General features: G+C 35.9%; 16 protein-coding genes. 5 read left to right on the top strand and 11 right to left on the bottom strand.

Annotated elements, in window-relative coordinates; translation table 11 throughout:
• The first annotated feature begins 81 nt into the window (after window positions 1–81).
• From AC07XU_RS17415 to ytxJ, 3 genes are all read left to right on the top strand, one after another.
• Window positions 82–750, top strand: a complete 669-nt coding sequence (locus AC07XU_RS17415) for a tetratricopeptide repeat protein (RefSeq protein ID WP_494944907.1) — start codon at window positions 82–84, stop codon at window positions 748–750.
• A gap of 114 nt (window positions 751–864) precedes the next feature.
• A complete protein-coding gene (ribH, locus tag AC07XU_RS17410) occupies window positions 865–1,359 on the top strand; it encodes a 6,7-dimethyl-8-ribityllumazine synthase (RefSeq protein WP_494944906.1) in 495 nt (164 codons plus the stop codon).
• Window positions 1,360–1,536: 177 nt separating this feature from the next.
• Window positions 1,537–1,872: a bacillithiol system redox-active protein YtxJ gene (gene ytxJ / locus AC07XU_RS17405; RefSeq protein ID WP_494944905.1), complete on the top strand. Its 336-nt coding sequence runs from the start codon at window positions 1,537–1,539 to the stop codon at window positions 1,870–1,872.
• A gap of 69 nt (window positions 1,873–1,941) precedes the next feature.
• Here ytxJ and AC07XU_RS17400 read toward each other — a convergent pair whose 3' ends face one another.
• From AC07XU_RS17400 to AC07XU_RS17385, 4 genes are all read right to left on the bottom strand, one after another.
• Complete coding sequence (locus AC07XU_RS17400; protein ID WP_494944904.1) at window positions 1,942–2,649, bottom strand: DUF2490 domain-containing protein; 708 nt, start codon at window positions 2,647–2,649, stop codon at window positions 1,942–1,944.
• Between the two features lie 302 nt (window positions 2,650–2,951).
• Window positions 2,952–4,187 carry a 2-oxoglutarate dehydrogenase complex dihydrolipoyllysine-residue succinyltransferase gene (odhB, locus tag AC07XU_RS17395; protein WP_494944903.1) on the bottom strand — a complete coding sequence of 412 codons (1,236 nt, stop codon included), beginning with the start codon at window positions 4,185–4,187 and terminating at the stop codon, window positions 2,952–2,954.
• 47 nt (window positions 4,188–4,234) lie between these two features.
• On the bottom strand, window positions 4,235–7,033 hold the full coding sequence (locus AC07XU_RS17390) for a 2-oxoglutarate dehydrogenase E1 component (RefSeq protein ID WP_494944902.1): 2,799 nt from the start codon (window positions 7,031–7,033) through the stop codon (window positions 4,235–4,237).
• A gap of 174 nt (window positions 7,034–7,207) precedes the next feature.
• A complete protein-coding gene (locus AC07XU_RS17385; protein WP_494944901.1) occupies window positions 7,208–8,494 on the bottom strand; it encodes a DASH family cryptochrome in 1,287 nt (428 codons plus the stop codon).
• 276 nt (window positions 8,495–8,770) lie between these two features.
• Between AC07XU_RS17385 and AC07XU_RS17380 the strand changes: the two genes are divergently transcribed.
• Both AC07XU_RS17380 and AC07XU_RS17375 read left to right on the top strand, forming a co-directional pair.
• Window positions 8,771–9,685, top strand: a complete 915-nt coding sequence (locus AC07XU_RS17380) for a TIGR01777 family oxidoreductase (protein WP_494944900.1) — start codon at window positions 8,771–8,773, stop codon at window positions 9,683–9,685.
• A 25-nt stretch (window positions 9,686–9,710) separates the two neighbouring features.
• Complete coding sequence (locus tag AC07XU_RS17375; protein ID WP_494944899.1) at window positions 9,711–11,054, top strand: cryptochrome/photolyase family protein; 1,344 nt, start codon at window positions 9,711–9,713, stop codon at window positions 11,052–11,054.
• Window positions 11,055–11,092: 38 nt separating this feature from the next.
• On the opposite strand, the gene AC07XU_RS17370 is transcribed toward AC07XU_RS17375, so the two are convergent.
• The 7 genes from AC07XU_RS17370 to AC07XU_RS17340 all read right to left on the bottom strand — a co-directional run bounded on the left by AC07XU_RS17370 (window position 11,093) and on the right by AC07XU_RS17340 (window position 19,264).
• Entirely contained in the window at window positions 11,093–11,971 is an 879-nt protein-coding gene (locus tag AC07XU_RS17370) for an FKBP-type peptidyl-prolyl cis-trans isomerase (RefSeq protein ID WP_494944898.1), read from the bottom strand.
• A gap of 7 nt (window positions 11,972–11,978) precedes the next feature.
• Complete coding sequence (locus tag AC07XU_RS17365) at window positions 11,979–12,449, bottom strand: FKBP-type peptidyl-prolyl cis-trans isomerase (protein WP_494944897.1); 471 nt, start codon at window positions 12,447–12,449, stop codon at window positions 11,979–11,981.
• A 219-nt stretch (window positions 12,450–12,668) separates the two neighbouring features.
• On the bottom strand, window positions 12,669–14,447 hold the full coding sequence (locus tag AC07XU_RS17360) for an acyl-CoA dehydrogenase FadE (RefSeq protein ID WP_494944896.1): 1,779 nt from the start codon (window positions 14,445–14,447) through the stop codon (window positions 12,669–12,671).
• Window positions 14,448–14,524: 77 nt separating this feature from the next.
• A complete protein-coding gene (locus AC07XU_RS17355) occupies window positions 14,525–14,875 on the bottom strand; it encodes a four helix bundle protein (RefSeq protein WP_494944895.1) in 351 nt (116 codons plus the stop codon).
• 207 nt (window positions 14,876–15,082) lie between these two features.
• Entirely contained in the window at window positions 15,083–16,258 is a 1,176-nt protein-coding gene (locus tag AC07XU_RS17350; protein WP_494944894.1) for an acetyl-CoA C-acyltransferase, read from the bottom strand.
• Between the two features lie 161 nt (window positions 16,259–16,419).
• Window positions 16,420–18,825, bottom strand: a complete 2,406-nt coding sequence (locus AC07XU_RS17345) for a 3-hydroxyacyl-CoA dehydrogenase/enoyl-CoA hydratase family protein (protein ID WP_494944893.1) — start codon at window positions 18,823–18,825, stop codon at window positions 16,420–16,422.
• Window positions 18,806–19,264: a MarR family winged helix-turn-helix transcriptional regulator gene (locus AC07XU_RS17340; RefSeq protein ID WP_494944892.1), complete on the bottom strand. Its 459-nt coding sequence runs from the start codon at window positions 19,262–19,264 to the stop codon at window positions 18,806–18,808. Before AC07XU_RS17340 ends, AC07XU_RS17345 begins: the two co-directional genes overlap by 20 nt.
• Window positions 19,265–19,887: the final 623 nt, after the last annotated feature.

Raw genomic sequence — 19,887 nt, 5'->3', positions numbered from 1 at the left:
ACACTGCTGATTAAATACTTAAAAAAGGAGTTGATACTTTGAATGAAAAACGTATTTTTGCATTCTCAATTTTTAATATAAATGTCTACAACAGATACAACAGTAACGCAAACAGTAAGAAAAGGTGGTTTTTTTGAAGAGAATGGCAAAAGCTTATTATTTATAGGCGTTGCGATACTTGCATTAGCAGCAATTGCGGTGTATTATTTCTATTCATACTTGCCAAACCGTGCAAATGAGGCTGCTGCAGCAATGTTTAAAGCAGAACAATATGTAGGTGTAGATTCATTAGCTAATAAAGCCATTAATGGAGAAGCTAACTACCCAGGCTTAGAAAAAATTGCTGATGAATATGAAAATACAAAATCTGCTAACTTGGCAAACCTTTATTTGGGCGGTATTTATTTACGCAAAGGCGAGTATAAAAAAGCAACTGAGGCTTTAGGTAAATATTCTGCAACTGGAAGTCCAGTAGCTGATCCTTTAGCATTAGGTTTATTAGGTGATGCTTATAGCGAATTGAAAGATTTTAGTCAAGCAGCTACCTACTATAAAAAAGCAGCAGATAAAGCGAGTAATAAATTTACTTCTCCAATGTTTCTTAAAAAACTAGGTTTGGTTTACGAAACCCAAAAAGATTTTAAATCTGCAGAAGAAGCCTATACAAAAATTAAAACTCAATATCCAGAAAGCCAAGAAGCTGCTATGATTGACGAGTATATTGCAAGAGCACAAGCTCAGGTAAAATAATTTTTCCGCATTGCGGATGATTAAGACTTTGCTTTTGCAAGGTCTTTTTTGTTTTATGACAACATTTCAACTTTAAAAAACCCAACATTTCAACAATAGAATTACCTTTGTAACATGGCTTCACATCTTAAAAATCTATCTGATTTTTCGCATACTACTATACCAAATGGCGAAAATTTTAAATTCGCAATTGCAGTTGCAGAATGGAATGCAAATATTACCGGGGCACTTTACCAAGGCGCCTATGACACTTTAATAAAGCATGGTGTAAAGGAAGAAAACATCAGTTCTTTTCCGGTACCAGGAAGTTTTGAATTACCAGGCGCAGCAGAAATTATTCTACATAAAAAATCAGATGTTGATGCGGTAATTTGCCTAGGCTGTGTGATACAAGGTGACACCAAACATTTTGATTTTATTTGTGAAGCGGTTGCTAACGGCATTACAAATGTTGGCATTAAATATAGTAAGCCTGTAATTTTTGGTGTTTTAACCACCAACGATGAGCAACAAGCGATAGATAGAGCTGGTGGTAAACATGGCAACAAAGGAGACGAAGCTGCGATAACGGCTTTAAAAATGGCAGAATTTTCTGCAACAATTTCTTAGGCTTACGTGTTATTCAATAAAATTTGTAATTTAGAGCTATAAACAAAATAAAATCGATGAAAAAAGTAGCTATTCTATTGTTATTTGTATTCTGCGCTATCGCAGTATTAGAATCTTGCTCATCTCGTCTTTGCCCTGCTTATAGCTCTTACCCAGAGGGAAAAAGAAGAAGATAATATGCAATGGACAAACCTTACTGATATTAATCAGTTAAACGATATAAAAAAAGACAATGGCTACAGTGTTATTTTTAAACACAGTACTCGCTGCTCGGTGAGCTTAATGGCCAAAAGAGGCTTCGAATCTGATTGGGACGCTATTCCTGAAAACACTTCACTTTATTTTTTAGATTTAATAGCTCACAGAGATATTTCTGCGCAAATAGCAGAACTTTTTCAGGTTCATCACGAATCGCCACAGGTGTTATTAATTAAAGATGGCGAATGCATTTTAGACGCATCACACAGTGATATTTCTGCAGAAGAAGTTGCTGAGAATATAGTCGCAGCTTAATTTTAGAATTCTTCTTTATCCAGCTCAACTATTTAATTAAAGGTTATTAGCTCAATTGGTAATACCTGTTTAAAACCTGGTATAGAAAGCCAACTGAGCTACATGATTAACCGTGTTATTTGCCCTGCCGTTTATGGCTTGGTTTAAATATCCAGCCTCTATATCAAACTTTTTAGAGAAACGATAACCTGCAGCTAAATAAACTCTATTTTGATCGTAAAAACTTCCGTTTAGTTGATCTTTATTTTGAAGGTTGAAGAAAGTTTCATTTTGCAAAGCTACAAATACTCCTTTCGTAAATGCCTCTTCTTGTTTTTGTAAAGGCTGTACAAATCTAAAGAAGTAACGAATACGCTGCGAAAAAATATCATCGCCAATTGGCTGGCCAATAAAACGTTGCTCCAATCTAAACCGATGACTTAAAGTTCCGCTCCCTAATTTATGAGCGATGATATATTGTTCCCAAATGCGATGCTCTATTGTATTTACATCTGGCAAATTTTCAAATTGACTTTTTGTAGTAGCCAATAAATAACCTGTAGTAACATTGCTTTTTTTATTTATAAAATAAGTTAATCCGGGTCTAATTAAAACATTACGAACATAGCCGTAATCATCCGCAGAACGTACTTGTACATCCAAATGCAAACCCCATTTTTCATTCAATTTAGTGCTCTTTAAAAAGAAAAGCCAACCACTGTTTTGATTAACAGTTTGTGAAAAAAGTGATGAAGATATTAAGCAAAAGAATAAGCTAAATAGGAAAAATTTTCTCATTTGGTTTTAATTTGTTGTGTTTAGCGAAAGTATCAAAATTTGTTATAATCGAGGAATAAGTAACAGAAACTAAACAAAGAACCTTATTATTACTGTAATTGCGAGAGCTTGGCCCGATTGATCGGAGTGGAAAGATGAAATAATTATTCTATATAACTAAAAGCTCGCGAATTAAAATTTCCTCGTATCACGCACTGAAAAAGAGGATAACAAAATAAAAAAACCTTGTCTGTTTAAAACTGACAAGGTTTTTTCTCTATGAATAACAAATACTGAAACAAGTTCAGCTTGACGGCTATCGACTATACTCCCAACAACAATCTAGCTGGATCTTCTAATAATTGTTTAACACGTACCAAGAAACCAACAGACTCACGTCCGTCGATAATTCTGTGATCATAAGATAAAGCTACATACATCATCGGACGAATTACTACTTCTTTGTTCTCAGCAATAGGGCGCTCAATAATGTTGTGCATTCCTAAAATTGCAGATTGAGGAGCATTGATGATTGGAGTTGACATCATCGAACCAAAAACACCACCATTAGTAATGGTAAATGTTCCGCCAGTCATTTCATCAATTGTTAATTTGCTATCTCTTGCTTTAGTAGCCAATTCAATAACAGTTTTTTCAATCTGAGCCAAACTCATGCTTTCTGCATTTCTAATAATTGGCACAACCAGTCCTTTAGGAGCAGAAACTGCGATAGAAACGTCAACAAAGTCGTTGTAAACAACTTCTTCACCTTCAATACGAGCATTAACCGCAGGAAAGTCTTTAGCGGCTTCACAAACTGCTTTGGTAAAGAAACTCATGAAACCTAAGCCAACACCAAATTTTTCTTTAAACTGATCTTTGTATTTAGCTCTTAGATCCATAATTGGTTTCATGTTAACCTCATTAAAAGTAGTTAACATTGCTGTTTCATTTTTAACAGCAACTAAACGCTTAGCAACTGTTTTACGCAATGGCGACATTTTTTCTCTACGCTCATTTCTAGCACCCGCAACTGCAGGAACTGCTGCAGCTTTTGGAGCTTCAGCTTTAGCAGCAGGTTTTGCAGCTTGAGCATTATTTGCATCATCTTTAGTAATTCTGCCATCAACACCTGTACCTTTTACAGCACCGGCATCAACACCTTTTTCTGCCAAAATTTTTGCAGCCGATGGAGATGGTGTTCCTGAAGCGTAGCTATCTCCAGATTTTTCGGCAACTGGAGCATTAGCTTTATCTTCAGCAGGAGCTGCTGATTTTTCTTCAGCTTTCGGACTTTCTGACTTCGGACTTTCTGACTTCTCACCACCTTCTTCAATTGAACATACAACTGCACCAATAGCTAAAGTATCACCTTCGCTTGCTACCGTTTTTAAAGTACCTGCTTTTTCTGCTGTCAATTCGAACGTAGCTTTGTCTGATTCTAACTCAGCAATAATTTCGTCCATTTCAACAAAATCTCCATCGTTTTTAACCCAACGAGATAAAACTACTTCTGTAATCGATTCGCCAACTGGCGGTACTTTAATTTCTAAACTCATAATTTATAATATTCTTTTGTTCAAATGTAAAAATGATAACTCAGGTATTAATCAACCTTTGCCATTTTTTGAGCTGTTTTTTTAACTTTTTCTTTTACTTCAGGCTGTGGTGATGTTTCAAAAGCTTTAGCAATGATATAAGCTTGTTGATTTGTATGCTGCTTAGCATACCCTGTAGCCGTACTAGCACTTTCTTTTCTAGAAATCACATCAATATGGCTCAAAGCAGTTTTTCTTAATCTGCGTAGCAAATATGGCCAAGCGCCCATATTCTCAGGCTCTTCTTGCACCCAAAAAACTTCATTTGCATTTTTATATTTTTTGCAAATCGCTTCCATTTGATCAACAGGTGTTGGATACAACTGTTCTACACGAACAATTGCTACATCAACATTGTTATCTGCTTTTTTACCTTCTAGTAAGTCGTAGTAAATTTTCCCACTGCAAAACAACACACGTTTAACATCAGCTGTTTTAACATTAGTATCATCTATTACTTCCTGGAATTTACTTTCGGTAAAATCTTTTAACGGACTTACGCAAAGCGGATGGCGCAATAAACTTTTCGGACTAAACACGACTAATGGTTTACGGAAATCACGTTTAAACTGACGACGTAATGCATGGAAAAAGTTAGCAGGAGTTGTACAGTTGGTAATTTGCATATTGTACTCTGCGCAAAGCTCCATAAAACGCTCAATACGTGCTGACGAATGCTCTGGGCCTTGACCTTCGTAACCATGTGGCAACAACATCACCAAGCCGTTTGCTCTTTGCCATTTAGTTTCTGAACTTGCAATATATTGATCTACAACAATTTGAGCTCCATTAAAGAAATCTCCGAATTGTGCTTCCCAAATGGTTAAAGCATTAGGATTTGCCATGGCATAACCATACTCAAAACCTAAAACCCCATATTCTGATAAATGAGAATTGTAGATATCAAATTGTGCTTGTTGCTCTGAAACATTTGCTAAAGGTGTGTACTCTTCCTCACTATCCTCTAAAGTTAATACCGCATGGCGATGTGAGAAAGTACCTCTTTTAACATCCTGACCGCTCAAACGAACTCTCTTACCTTCGGCCAATAAAGTGCCGTAAGCCAATTGCTCGCCCATTGCCCAATCAAAAACATGGGTTGATGTAGCCATCTTATTCCGTTCATCAAATAATTTTTCAATTTTTTTGAAGAACTTTTTATCTTTTGGTAAAGTAGAAATACGTTTTGCAACTTCTAATAAAGTCTCCTTTTTAACAGAGGTATTTGGCGAAGTCTCAAAATCTTTTTCAGTAGCCAATCGCATATCTGCCCATGCACCACCAAATTTAACTTCACTGTAAGTTGATGTTAATTCCTTTGCTTCGTTTAAACGATCTTGCAACAATCCTTTAAACTCTTTTTCCATTTCCTTAGCTAAACCAGCTTCTAACTCTCCGGTTTTAGTTAATTTATCGATATAAATATCTCTTGGATTGGCATGTTTCTCTATCGCTTTGTACAACAATGGCTGGGTAAATTTAGGCTCATCTGCCTCGTTATGCCCAAATCTGCGGTAGCATAAAATATCAATAAACACATCATTTTTATACTTCTGACGATATTCCATTGCTAAATTAATAGCAAAAACTAAAGCTTCAACATCATCTCCGTTTACGTGAAAAACTGGCGATAACGTAACTTTTGCAATATCAGTACAATAAGTACTAGAACGGGCATCTTTATAATTTGTAGTAAAACCAATTTGATTGTTAATAACCAAGTGAATTGTACCACCTGTTTTATAACCTTCTAAACCAGCCATCTGAATTACTTCGTAAACAATACCTTGACCAGCTACAGATGCATCACCATGAATTAAAATTGGCGCTAAACGGTTATTGTCGCCACCATATTTAAAATCAATTTTTGAGCGAGACATACCTTCTACAACTCCATTTACTGTTTCTAAGTGAGATGGATTTGGGCATAAACTCAAGTGCACGTTTTTACCAGCATTTGTGGTAATATCTGTTGAGTAACCTAAGTGATACTTCACATCGCCACCAAAAGGTGACTCAGCACTGTAACCCTTGCCTTCAAACTCCGCAAAAATATCTTTATAGGTTTTTTGCATGATGTTTGCCAAAACATTTAAACGACCACGGTGTGCCATTCCAATCACAAACTCTTCAATACCTAACTCAGATCCTTTTTCAATTACCGAGTCTAAAGCAGGAATTAAGGCTTCTGCTCCTTCTAATGAGAAACGTTTCTGTCCTAAAAATTTAGTCCCTAAAAAGTTCTCAAAACTAACAGCTTGGTTTAATTTGCTAAGGATACGTTTTTTCTCTTCAATAGAAAATTTAGGCGTATTGCGTTCGCTTTCCATTTTCTGCTGTATCCATTTTAAAACTTCTGGCGTACGTACATATAAATACTCAGCACCTATAGACACGCAATAGGTTTGCTCTAGAAAAGCGATAATATCTTTTAATTTTGCTGGAGCACCAATACCAGTTTCAATTGCAGAATTAAAAACAGTGTCTAAATCTGCTTTTGATAAACCAAAGTTTTCGATATCAAGCGTAGGCATATGCTTACGTCTTTCTCTAACAGGATTTGTTTTGGTAAACAAATGACCACGTTGACGATAACCTGTAATCAGATTTAAAACGCTAATTTCTTTTAAAAAATGTTCAGGGGCTTCACCACCCACATTTGAAGCATCGGCACCTCTTCCAAAATCAAAGCCTTCAAAAAATTTTTGCCAGCCAAATTCTACTGAATTTGGATCTGCCAAATAGCTTTGGTATAAAGATTCTATGTATTCGGCGTTTGCGCCATTGAGATAAGATAAGTTATCCATTTTGTTTTTTTACGATAAGTATTGCAAAATTAGGATTTTACCTTAAGAAATGGGAATAATCTTGAAGATAAAATCAAATAAAAAACGCTTTTTTAGGGAGATTGTTGGGTATTAAAATTATAATGATTGAGAAATGATAATAACAGATCGATATAATGGAACGAACAGTTACTTTTAAGCTCTCAGTTCTTGGGTGTAAACCCCTTTTGGATCTACAATTTTAATAAGTTTTTGAAAATCAAAACTGGCAGTTAGGCGAGCATCATTACCTACTCCAGCTAAATTTGCCCAATTACCCCAATTACTTGCAGGCGCATAATCAATTAGTTTTTCTTCGAAATAGGCAGCACCGTAAACCCAACTCACATTTAGCTCGTAAACCAAATAAGCAGCAACTAGCTGTCGGGCAGAATTAATGAGATAACCAGTTGTGTTCAGCTCTATCATTAGCGAATTAACCAATGGCTGTTCGGTATTTCCACTTTTCCAAGCATTTAATAAATCGATATTCAAATCGGATTTTTTTATTGGCTGAAGACTAAAACCTTTAGATTTAAAAAATGTGTTGCGGTATTTCTTAAACATGAAACGGAAATAATCCCTCCATAACAAGCCCAACACAATCTGATTGAAATAAGGTTTTAGCCCATAACTAGCCTCAGCCTCCTTCATTTTCCAATATACCTCACGTGGTGATAAACAACCCAAAGCCAACCAAGCAGAAAGTTTAGAAACTATCGTGTTTTTTTTAAGCGTTGTGTTCGATAATGCAATTCCTTCTCCCGTATGTAAAAAATCATGCAAGTGAGTTAAGGCCTCGGTTTCTCCACCAATAATTTCCGTTTGTTCACTCAGCTCAGTTCCTTTAACATTTTCGAAAAGATCTTGTAGTGTAGGTAAGTCGCCCCACTCCTCAACATTAACGAAATTAATTTGTTGTGGGGTTAAGAAACAAGGTTTAACAATTGCATCGCGTTCAGTTTTCTTTTTAAACTGAGCAAAAACATCTGGTATATCTTTAATCGGAAAAGGTAAATCCTCCTTATTGTAAAGTGTGTGCCCAATAAAATGTTTCAAATTCACCTTTTGTTTCCAAAGTAAATCTTCAACTTGGGTTGATATAGCCGTTTCTTCGCTAGCTACTTCTCTGTGGTGATAAACCTCAGAAATCTCATATTTAGTAACTAAATCTGGCAAAATCTCTTCTGGTTTGCCATTTACGATCAATAAATCGCCACCTAATTTTTGTAATGATTGCCTCAATCCGTTTACGCTTTCTATTAAAAACTTTGCTCTAACAGATCCGGTTTTACAAGTGTGGTAGGAAGTAGTTTCAAACTGGCGTGGATCAAAACAGAAAACGGGCAAAATTTCTTCAGATTTGGCAATAGCCTCTACCAGCATTTCATTATCATGCAAACGGAGATCATTTCTAAACCAAACCAAAATCTTTTTGCTCATGAAGGAATACATTTATATGGACATGCAATATCCGTATTTTTATTTACAGGCACGATTGATCGTACAATATTTTACATACGGTTAACACATTTATCTTTTAATATATTAAATATTTCTAAATAGTATAATCATAAATCAATTAGATGTAAAATTTCACTCAAATAATCCTCTTTGCCAACTGTTAAGCGCCTTCAATTTGTTTAGCCTCGTAATTATTAAGCAAATTACTATCTTGCTTCAATCAAAACTATCTATCATTTTATTGGTTAAAACATAATGCCACAAAAAATTTTAATTACAGGAGCAACTGGATTGGTAGGTAGAAAACTTATACCAGCATTACAGCAATTAGGACATGAAATTGTTATCCTTAGCAGGAAAAACAACAACATTAAAGACGTAAAAACATTTATCTGGGATGTTTATAAGCAAGAAATTGATGCTAATTGTCTGAATGGAGTTGATGCCATTATTCATTTAGCTGGTGAAGGTATTGCTGATAAAAGATGGACAGCTGAAAGGAAAAAGCAAATAATTGAGAGCAGAGTTCTTTCTACGCAATTGCTTTACAAAACCATCAAGGATACAAATTCTCCAATAAAATCTTTTGTATCTGCCTCTGCTGTTGGTTTTTATGGAAACAGGGGCGATGAAATCTTAACAGAAGAAAGTGCTAGTGGAAATGATTTTCTTTCAGATTGTTGCGTTCAATGGGAAAATGCTGTTGATGCAGGTTTAGCTATGAATATCCGCGTTGCGAAAATTAGGATTGGCTTAATTTTGAGTAAAGAAGGTGGAGCATTAGCTGCAATGGAAAAACCAGTAAAGTTTTTTGTTGGAGCGCCATTAGGTTCTGGTAAACAATGGATGCCTTGGATACACCTAGATGATATTTTAGGTATTTTTATTAAAGCTGTTGAGGATGAAAAAATGATTGGAGCATACAATGCTTGTGCTCCGTTTCCGGTTACCAACAAACTGCTTACTAAAGCACTTGCAAAACAACTAAACAGACCTGTTTGGCCAATTAATGTACCTAAATTTGCATTAAATGCTTTGCTAGGAGAGATGAGTATTTTACCATTAATGAGTAACAATACTTTATCTAAAAAAATCTTAAATACAGGATATAAATTCGCATTTACCAACCTTGATGATGCATTACAATCAATTTACACCTCCAAGCCCTAAAAGGGTGTAAAACCAAATTTTATATATGAAACAAGATAAAAAAGGCGAAATAAAAAAGTCCCCTTCAGAGGATTTAGGGGTGAGTATTTTATGGTTTAGGAGAGATTTAAGATTAACAGACAATGCCGCTCTTTATCATGCCCTTAAAGGCCCATATCCTGTGTTGCCTCTTTTTATATTCGATAAAAACATTTTAGACAAGTTAGAAAGTAAAGACGATGCTAGGGTAACTTTCATCTACCAAACTATCACAGAAATTGAAGAGCAATTAGCTACTCATAAATGTGCTTTACTTGTAAAATACGATACTCCAGAAAGGGCTTGGGAGGCAGTTTTGAAAGAATACAATGTTAAAGCTGTGTACACAAATCATGATTACGAGCCTTATGCAAAAGAAAGAGATGATGCCTTGGCCGAATTTTTAAGGAGTGAAGAAATTACATTTCATAGTTTTAAAGATCAAGTAATTTTTGAAAAAGACGAAGTTGTAAAGGCAGACGGAAAACCCTATACAGTTTTTACACCCTATTATAAAATTTGGCATAGCAAACTCAATGATTTTTTCGTAAAAGCTTATCCAACAGAAAAATATTTCAGCAATTTTTATCGTACCAAAAAGTTAGTGATCCCTTCATTAAATGAGATGGGATTTGAGAAATCAACCCAACATTTTCCGGTATTAAACTTTGAAAAAAAACTGGATAGCTACAGTAAAAAGAGAGATTATCCGGCAGCAGAAGCTACAACACGTATTGGTTTACACTTAAGGTTCGGAACTGTTAGCATTAGAGAAGCTGCTAAAAAAGCGATTGAACATAAGGCAGATAAATGGTTGGCAGAATTAGCTTGGCGAGATTTTTACATGATGATACTTTGGCACTTTCCTCACATTGTGAATAAAGCATTTAAGCCAGCTTATGACAACATTAAGTGGAGAAATAACGAACAAGAATTTAAAGCTTGGTGCAAAGGCAAAACAGGATATCCTATTGTTGATGCAGGCATGCGGCAATTAAATGAAACTGGATTTATGCACAACCGAGTGCGTATGGTTGTAGCCAGCTTTTTGTGCAAACATTTGCTGATAGATTGGCGTTGGGGAGAAGCTTATTTTGCGGACAAACTATTAGATTATGAATTGGCCAGTAATGTTGGTGGCTGGCAATGGGCTTGCGGATCTGGTAATGATGCTGCTCCTTATTTTAGAGTTTTTAACCCCGAATTACAGCTCAAAAAATTTGATCCGAAAATGGAATATGTTTTTAAATATGCTCCTGAATACAAGAAAGCAATTTTACCAGTACCAATAGTTGAGCACACTTTTGCGAGAGATCGAATTTTAAAAGAATTTAAAAGAGCTTTGGCATAAAAAACCCCATCTTTTTTGAAGATGGGGTTTTAAAATCTTTAATTGGTTACATCAGTCAATTCTATATCAAAATCCAAAATTGCATTTGGTGGTATCACATAGGTTCCTGTAGAGTTATCTATACTTCCACTTACGCCATACCCTAAATCCGAAGGAATAAATATTCTTACTTTAGCTCCTTTTTGCATCCCAACCAAAACACCATAACCTTTAACTAACCGATTAAGTTGTCCTAGCAAGACGGCATCAGTTCCCGATTGATCAAAAATAGATCCATTAAGAAATCTTCCTGTGTATTTTGCAGTAATGGTTGATGTTGCATTAACTACCGTGCCAGTGCCCGGTGTTAAAACTTGATAATAAACTCTACTAGGTGACTTCACTACATTTGGTATAGCCTTTTCGGCAACAAACTCCCTAATAAACCTGTCATCTATAGCTATTTGTGAAGCTTCTGGATAAACGCTAATAACTGATGATATAATTTCGTTAGATGGGACGGCAGCAGTACCATTTTTACCATAAGCTAAATGAGATGGCAATATTACACGAACCTTACCACCTCTTTTAATACCCTGCAACGCAAGTCTATAAGAATCTGGAGACACATAACCTAAATAGGTTGCCTCAGCAGTATACTTAGAAGTAGCAAAATAACTTACACCACTTAACGACTGCCCACTTAAGGTAAAAAATATAGAATCTTTATTTAGTACAACGTTTCCAGTACCTGGCTCTAATACTTGGTAATAAAATCCAGTTGGATCTTTAGTCATTGTTAAATTATTCTGCTTTAAATAAGCCTGAATTTTTGCATCATCTACACTCTCTATAGATTCATACTCTTTTTCACATGAGTTAAAAAGAATCATTATACCCAATAAGGCAAAGTAATAAAGTGTATATTTTTTAAGCATTTGCATATTATTGTGCACTAAGTAAATCAATAGTAAAATCTAAAACAGCATTTTCTGGTATTCCAGCTCCTGGTGAGGTATTTTTATAAGCTAAGGTAGATGGTACTAATAATCTAATTCTACCGCCCTTTTTTACCAACGGGATGCCTATTTGCCAACCTTGGATAAGATTACCAAGTGGAAAAGTTACATTCGTACCTTTATCAAAACTAGTTCCGTTTAACAATTTACCTTCGTAGTTAACTGTTACATTAGTAGATCCGTTGAAGTTATTTTCACCAGATGCTGCAGGAGTTAAAGTTTGATAATACAATCCTGAACTGTGTTTAACAGCAACAATGCTATTTTTTGCAATAAAATCAACAATTAGCGCATCATCTTTTTTAGCTTGTTCTTCTGCATCATAGCTGTCTTTTTTACATGAAGCGAAAGCTCCCACAATTAAAAAAAGACCTAATAAAAATCTGGTTTTTAACATAATTGCACAAAAATAAGCTTTTATAACCGATGGCGCAATTTTTAACCAAATTTAACAATTAAAAGAGTCCAAAGCCGAAAGACCAAAGACTAAAGCACATAGATAGTTAGCATAATGCAAAAAAAGACTAAAACTAAGTTGTACTTCATACAATCTTAGCTTTAGTCTTTTAGCTTTAGTCTTTCAGCTTTAGTCTTTCAGCTTTAGTCTTTCAGCTTTTTAGAAAATATATTTATTCGCTTCGATAACCTGTTGTGCTACATTTTGGCGAGCTTGTTTTACATTAAATGGATCCATTTTAGTGAATCTACGTAGGCCAACTAACATCATACGTTGTTCATCACCTTCGGCAAATGCCCATAAGGCTTCTTTACCAGCTTTATTGGTGCCATCAACAGCTTCAACAAAATAAATTTTCATCATGTCAATTTGCCCTTTGCAAGCTTCTTCTCCACGAAGTGAAACTAATTTTTCTGTTCTCAGCAAAGCTGACTCGGCGATGTAAACATAACTTGCCATATCGGCGATGTTCATTAAAATTTCTTGCTCTTTAGAAAGGCTCATCATTAATTTTTGTACCGCAGCACCAGCTACCATTAACGTTGCTTTCTTTAAATTTTGGATGATTTTTTTCTCAGCAGCAAAAAGTGTAGTATCTTCTTCCCCAAAATCAGGTATCGACATTAATTCATTAGCAACTGCTGTTGCAGGGGTCATCAAATCTAGCTCACCTTTCATCGCTCGTTTCAACATCATATCAACTGTCAATAGTCTGTTGATTTCGTTTGTACCTTCAAAAATTCTGTTTATACGTGCATCACGATAAGCTCTATCCATTGGTGCATCAGCCGAGAAACCCATACCACCATAAATTTGAACGCCTTCATCAGTAACGTAATCTAAAACTTCTGAACCCCAAACTTTAAGAATAGCGCATTCAACAGCAAATTGCTCGGTAGATTTTAATTTTGCTTTACCTTCATCCATACCACCAGCAACTAACTCATCATATGCATCATCAATGTTTTGTCCAGCTCTATAATTTGCAGATTCTACAGCATAAATTTTTGCTGCCATCTCGGCGATTTTAAATCTAATTGCACCATATTTAGAAATTGGCCTATCAAACTGAATACGCTCATTGGCGTAATTTATCGCTTGATTTAAAACCTCTCTACTACCACCAATTGCCGCAGCAGATAATTTTATACGACCAATATTTAAAATGTTTACCGCGATTTTAAATCCATTTTCTCTGTCAGAGAGCATATTTTCAACTGGCACATGGCAATCGTTGAAAAACACCTGACGAGTTGATGAACCTTTAATCCCCATTTTGTGTTCTTCAGGGTTCATGGTAATGCCACCAAAATCCTTTTCTACAATAAATGCAGTAAGGTTTTTATCATCATCAATTTTTGCAAAAACGATAAAAATATCTGCGAAACCACCATTGGTAATCCACATTTTTTGCCCATTGATTACATAATGCTTTCCATCTTCTGTAAGTTTTGCTTTTGTTTTACCAGAGTTGGCATCAGAACCAGAATTTGGCTCAGTTAAGCAGTACGAAGCTTTCCATTCGCCAGTTCCCAACTTTGGAATATACTTTGCTTTTTGTTCTGCATTTCCATAATATAGAATTGGTAAAGTACCGATGCCTGTATGTGCAGAAAGTGCAACTGCAAATGAGTGACCAGCACCGCAAACATCGGCTACTAACATTGAAGTGTTAAAGTTTTTGCCGAAACCTCCAAATTCTTCAGGAATAGAAACACCAAGAATTCCCAGTTCACCCGCTTTGTCCATCAAGCTAGGCATTAAACCTTCTTCTTGTGTATCAATTCGATCTAAAATTGGATTAATTTCTTGCGTTAAAAAATCACGACAAGTTTGCGCAATCATTTGTTGCTCTTCATCAAACTCTTCAGGAATAAACACATCCTGATATGTGGTTTCAGTTATTAAGAACTCGCCACCTTTAATTGTTTTTTTCATTTTTCTAAGTATCAAGTAGCGAGTATCAAGTATCAAGACATAAGTCTCAAGAAACCCTGAATCGCTTGGGTTAATTTCTAATTAATTTTACGTTCTAAGGAATAAATCATTTTTTGAACTTCAGTTGTCTGATTAACCAATTTTTCGGTCAAATCATTATCTAACAGTTCTAATTTATTTGAAATGATAAGTTGAGTTTCTAATTCAAAAGCAGAACCCTGACTTATGTTCAAAAAATGCTTGAATTGAGGGTTACTTCCCCTACCCGAGCCTTCAGCAATGTTTGACGGTATGGAAACTGAGCATCTTTTCATTTGAGAAACAAGTCCAAATTTTTCATCACTAGGGAGTTGTAACATTGCTTTATATACATCTACACCTAAGTCAATTGCTTTCTGCCAAACTTTCAAATCTTTAAAATTGTGCATATATAAAAGTATTTAGTGGCGAGTATCAAGTATAAAGACACTCTTAATTTTCATTTATTTTTTATCTCAATGCGTCTTGATACTTGATACTCATTTTTATTAGCGAATAGAGATTATCAATTATCTAGTCATTCTTGATTGTAATCCTACTCTTGATACTTGATACTCATATCTTGATACTCATATCTTTATCCCCACATCTAATAACTAAAAAACCTCAAATATCCCAGCTGCTCCTTGCCCTGTACCTACGCACATGGTTACCATACCATATTTTTTATTCTGTCTCTTTAGTTCGTTAAAAATTTGTACAGATAACTTGGCTCCGGTACAGCCAAGTGGATGACCTAAGGCGATTGCACCACCGTTTACGTTAATTTTGCTTTGGTCTAAGCCTAATGTTCTGATAATGGCTAATGATTGAGAAGCAAAAGCTTCATTCAACTCAATTAAATCAATATCATCTTGTTTTAAAGCTGCTTGTTTTAAGGCTTTTGGAATGGCTTCAATTGGCCCAATTCCCATAATGCGTGGTGGCACACCTGCAACACCATAACTTACCAAACGAGCAATTGGCTCAGCACCTAACTCTTTCATTTTCTTTTCAGAAACCACTAAAACAAATGCGGCTCCGTCTGATGTTTGAGATGAATTACCAGCAGTAATTACACCATTTGCCGCAAAAACTGGCTTCAATTTAGCTAATGCCGCAACAGTAGTATCAGCTCTCGGTCCTTCATCAGTATCTACAACAAAAGAGCGAGTTTGCTTTTTCATATTGCCATCTAAATAGTTTTCGTTTACCGTAATTGGTAAAACTCCTGCTTTTAAATGCCCGTTATTAATGGCTTCTATTGCTTTTTGGTGCGACTGAAATGAGAATTCATCTTGATCTTCTCTATTTACATTGTATTCTTTAGCAACGGCCTCTGCGGTTAAGCCCATTCCCCAGTACCAATCTGGATTAGTTTTAGCAACCTCCGGATTTGGAACTAACTTCCATCCGCCAAATGGCATCCCAGACATTACCTCAACACCACCAGCCACAATACAATCGGCCATGCCCGCCTTAATTTTGGCTACAGCTGTAGCAATAGTATCTAAGCCAGATGCGCAGTAACGGTTAATGGTTACTCCAGGTACTTTATCAGTATCCAAGCCCATCAGCGAAATCATACGAGCTATGTTTAAGCCCTGCTCTGCCTCTGGAGTTGCATTACCAACAATTACATCATCAATTTGCTCCTTATCCAAATTAGGAACCGAAGCCACCAACTCTCTAATTACGTTTGCCGCCAATTCATCAGCTCTTGTAAAACGAAACACACCACGTGGCGCTTTACCTACTGCTGTTCTAAGTCCTGCTATTATATATGCTTCCATTTTTATTAGTATCTAGTAGCGAGTATCAAGTATCGAGACACTTGCACAAGCTTAATTTTTAACTAGTTTATTTGATTTCCATCTTGATACTTGATACTCATATCTTGATACTTGATACTCATATCTTGATACTTGATACTCATATCTCGATACTTAAACTTTTAATTCCTCAACGGTTTCCCTTTGGTTACTATGCTCTGTATTCTTTCGAGTGTTTTTCTCTCTCCGCAAAGCGATAAAAAGGCCTCTCTCTCTAAATCCAATAAATATTGCTCAGTAACTTCTGTTGGCGATGATAAATCTCCACCACACATCACCCAACCTAATTTTTCAGAGATTTTTTTATCATGTTCTGAGATGTAATTACCAGAATACATGGTGTTTGCTCCGGCATATACAATGCCTAAACCTTGTTTACCCAACACTTTGATATCTTTTCGTTGAACCGGCTTAGTGTAACCTGCATCAGCCAATTCAATCGCTTTGGCTTTTGCATCTGCAATTAAACGGCTCCTGTTCATACTAATAGCAAATTTATCTTTTTGTAGATAACCTAATTCTAATGCTTCTATAGCCGATGTACTTACTTTAGCCATACCAATGGTTAAAAAGCGTTCTTTCATTGCATTTTGTACGATCTGATCTGCTTTAAATTCGTCAGAAGCACGTAAAGCAAATTCTTTACTTCCGCCACCACCTGGAATAACACCTACGCCAAACTCTACCAAACCCATGTAAGTTTCTGCATTTAACTGCACAAAATCGGCATGTAAGCTAAACTCGCAACCACCACCTAAGGTTAAGTTATGTGGCGCAACTACAACCGGAATTGATGAATAACGGATACGCATTGAGGTATTTTGGAACATACGGACTGCCATATTTAGTTCTTCCCATTCTTGCTCTACAGCCATCATAAAAATCATCCCTACGTTGGCACCTGCCGAAAAGTTAGCTCCATCATTTCCAATTACAACGCCTCTGTAATCTTTCTCAGCCATATCAATGGCTTTGTTTATCGCGGTTAAAGTATCTCCGCCAATGGTATTCATTTTAGAATGGAATTCTACATTGATAATGCCATCGCCTAAATCAATAATTGAGGCTCCTGCATTTTTCCAAATTACTTTATTGGCTCTTAAATTATCTAAAATGATAAATTCATCAGCTCCTGGAATTGCTTTATAGCTTTTTGATGGGATATCGTAATATTTTTTAACGCCATTTTCTACTTTATAAAATGAAGTATTTCCCGCAGCCAACATTTCAGTTACCCATGCAGCTGGCGTGTGCCCTAATTGTTTCATTCCATCAAGCGAAGCTTGGATACCAACGGCATCCCAAACTTCAAACGGACCTAATTCCCATCCAAAGCCAGCTCTCATTGCATCATCTATGCGATATAGTTCATCAGAAATTTCTGGAATACGATCTGAAACATATTCGAACAAACCGAAAAATGAGGCCCTAAAAAGTTCCGCAGCCTTATCTTTACCAGTAGCAAAAACTTTCATTCTATCCGCAACTTTATCAATGGTTTTAGTCATTTCTAAAGTAGCAGATTTTACCTTTTGCTGTGGGCGATATTCTAGCGTTTTTAAATCAAGCGCCAATATTTCTGTTTTGCCTTCGGCAGATTTTGTTTTTTTGTAGAAACCTTGTTTAGTTTTATCGCCTAACCAATTGTTGGCTTCCATTTTTTGAACATATGCTGGAAGTTTAAACAAATCGTGAGCTTTATCTTCAGGGCAGTTATCATACAAGCCTTTAGAAACTTTAATCATGGTATCTAAACCAACCACATCTGTAGTTCTAAAAGTTGCAGATTTTGGCCTGCCTAAAGCCGGACCAGTAAATTTATCTACCTCCTCTACGGTTAAGTCCATTTTTTCTACCAAGTGCAACAAAGCCATAATAGAATAAACACCAACTCTGTTCGCAATAAATGCAGGCGTATCTTTACATAAAACAGTTGTTTTACCTAAAAATTTATCACCATAATGCATTAAAAAATCAACCAACTCTGGTTTGGTATGCGGTGTCGGGATAATTTCTAACAACCTTAAATAACGAGGCGGATTAAAAAAGTGCGTTCCGCAAAAGTGAGCCTTAAAATCCTCACTTCTACCTCCAGCCATCATGTGTATCGGAATACCCGAGGTGTTTGAAGTAACTAAAGTACCAGGCTTACGGAATTGCTCAACTTGCTCAAATACTTTTTGCTTGATACCTAAATTTTCAACTACAACCTCAATAATCCAATCGTAGTTGGCAATTTTAGACATATCATCTTCAAAATTACCTGTGCTAATACGCTTTAAAACACTTTGCGAATAAATTGGAGAAGGATTAGTTTTAACCGCTGTTTGCAAAGCTGTGTTTACAATGCGGTTTTTAACATTTGGATGCATTAAAGCTAAACCTTTGGCCTGTTCATCAGGGGTTAATTCTTTTGGAGCAATATCTAAAAGCAATACCTCTACACCAATATTGGCAAAGTGGCAAGCAATACGTGAGCCCATAATACCAGAGCCTAATACTACTACTTTATTTATTCTTTTGTTCATCATGATCTTTTTTAGGTGTATAAGCCAATGTTAACTGGTTTACTTTATCTAAGGTTGTTATCAATTGTTCTTTTTCTTTGGTACTTAGTTTTTCGTTTAAATATTCATTAAACTTTATCACTACGTTACTCGCTAATTTTCTTTTTTCAATTCCGAAAGCGGTTAAAAAAACCTTTACCGAGCGTTTATCTCCGGTAGCTGTTTCTCTGTAAATTAAGCCCAGCTCTTCCATGTTGTTAAGCATACGCGATAAACTAGTAGCCTTAACGCCAAGTAAAGCTGCCAATGCCGAAACAGCTGTACCATCTGCCTCAATATTTATTAAAACATAGCCAATGGCCTGGGTAATACCAAAGCCACCTGCAATTTGGTTATAAGTGTTGGATACATTTTGCCAAACAACCTTTAAAAAATAATCTACTGTTTCTTTCTGCTTCATTAATTGCTATGCTTGCATAACAAATTTATAGAATTAGATTTTAGTATGCAAGTACAAAATGAAAATATTTTTAAAAAAAATTGAGTAGGATTTAAAAGCGAGTGGAGTAAGATGTAGCGGTTAAATAACCTATAATTCTTGATTTTTGGAGCGCAATTTGGAAGCAAAGCTTAAAGTTTGTTCCTGCTTTTGCTTCAATCTTTTACCCCAAGAGCCCCTAAAGGGGAATGGTAAAAGGATTTTCGCGTTAATCAGGGCTAGGAATAAAATTTATGCTACTATGAGGGGTTGCCAATTGCCAAAAGAACCACTGGCTTTGTAACATAAACCTTATTGACGTGGGCACGTAGTGGTAACCCTTGTGGTTACCCCGTAGTAAAATGGAAAGAAGGACTGAAATACCCGAAGCGTGATGGCATTGTTTTTCTGATCTGTTTTAAGGTAAGATAAAGAAATCCTTCCCTGCGATCAGGATGACTTTAAAAAGGAATTTCACGTGAATAGGGGTTATGAATAAACTTGAGCTACTATGAGGGCTCGCAAATTGCCAAAAGAACCACTGGCTTTGTAACATAAACCTTATTGACGTGGGCACGTAGTGGTAACCCTTGTGGTTACCCGTA

The sequence above is a fragment of the Pedobacter sp. GW456-11-11-14-TSB4 genome, assembly GCF_059424425.1.
The sequence above is the reverse complement of the archived record's forward strand: the minus strand, read 5'-3'. Positions and strand labels throughout refer to the sequence as shown.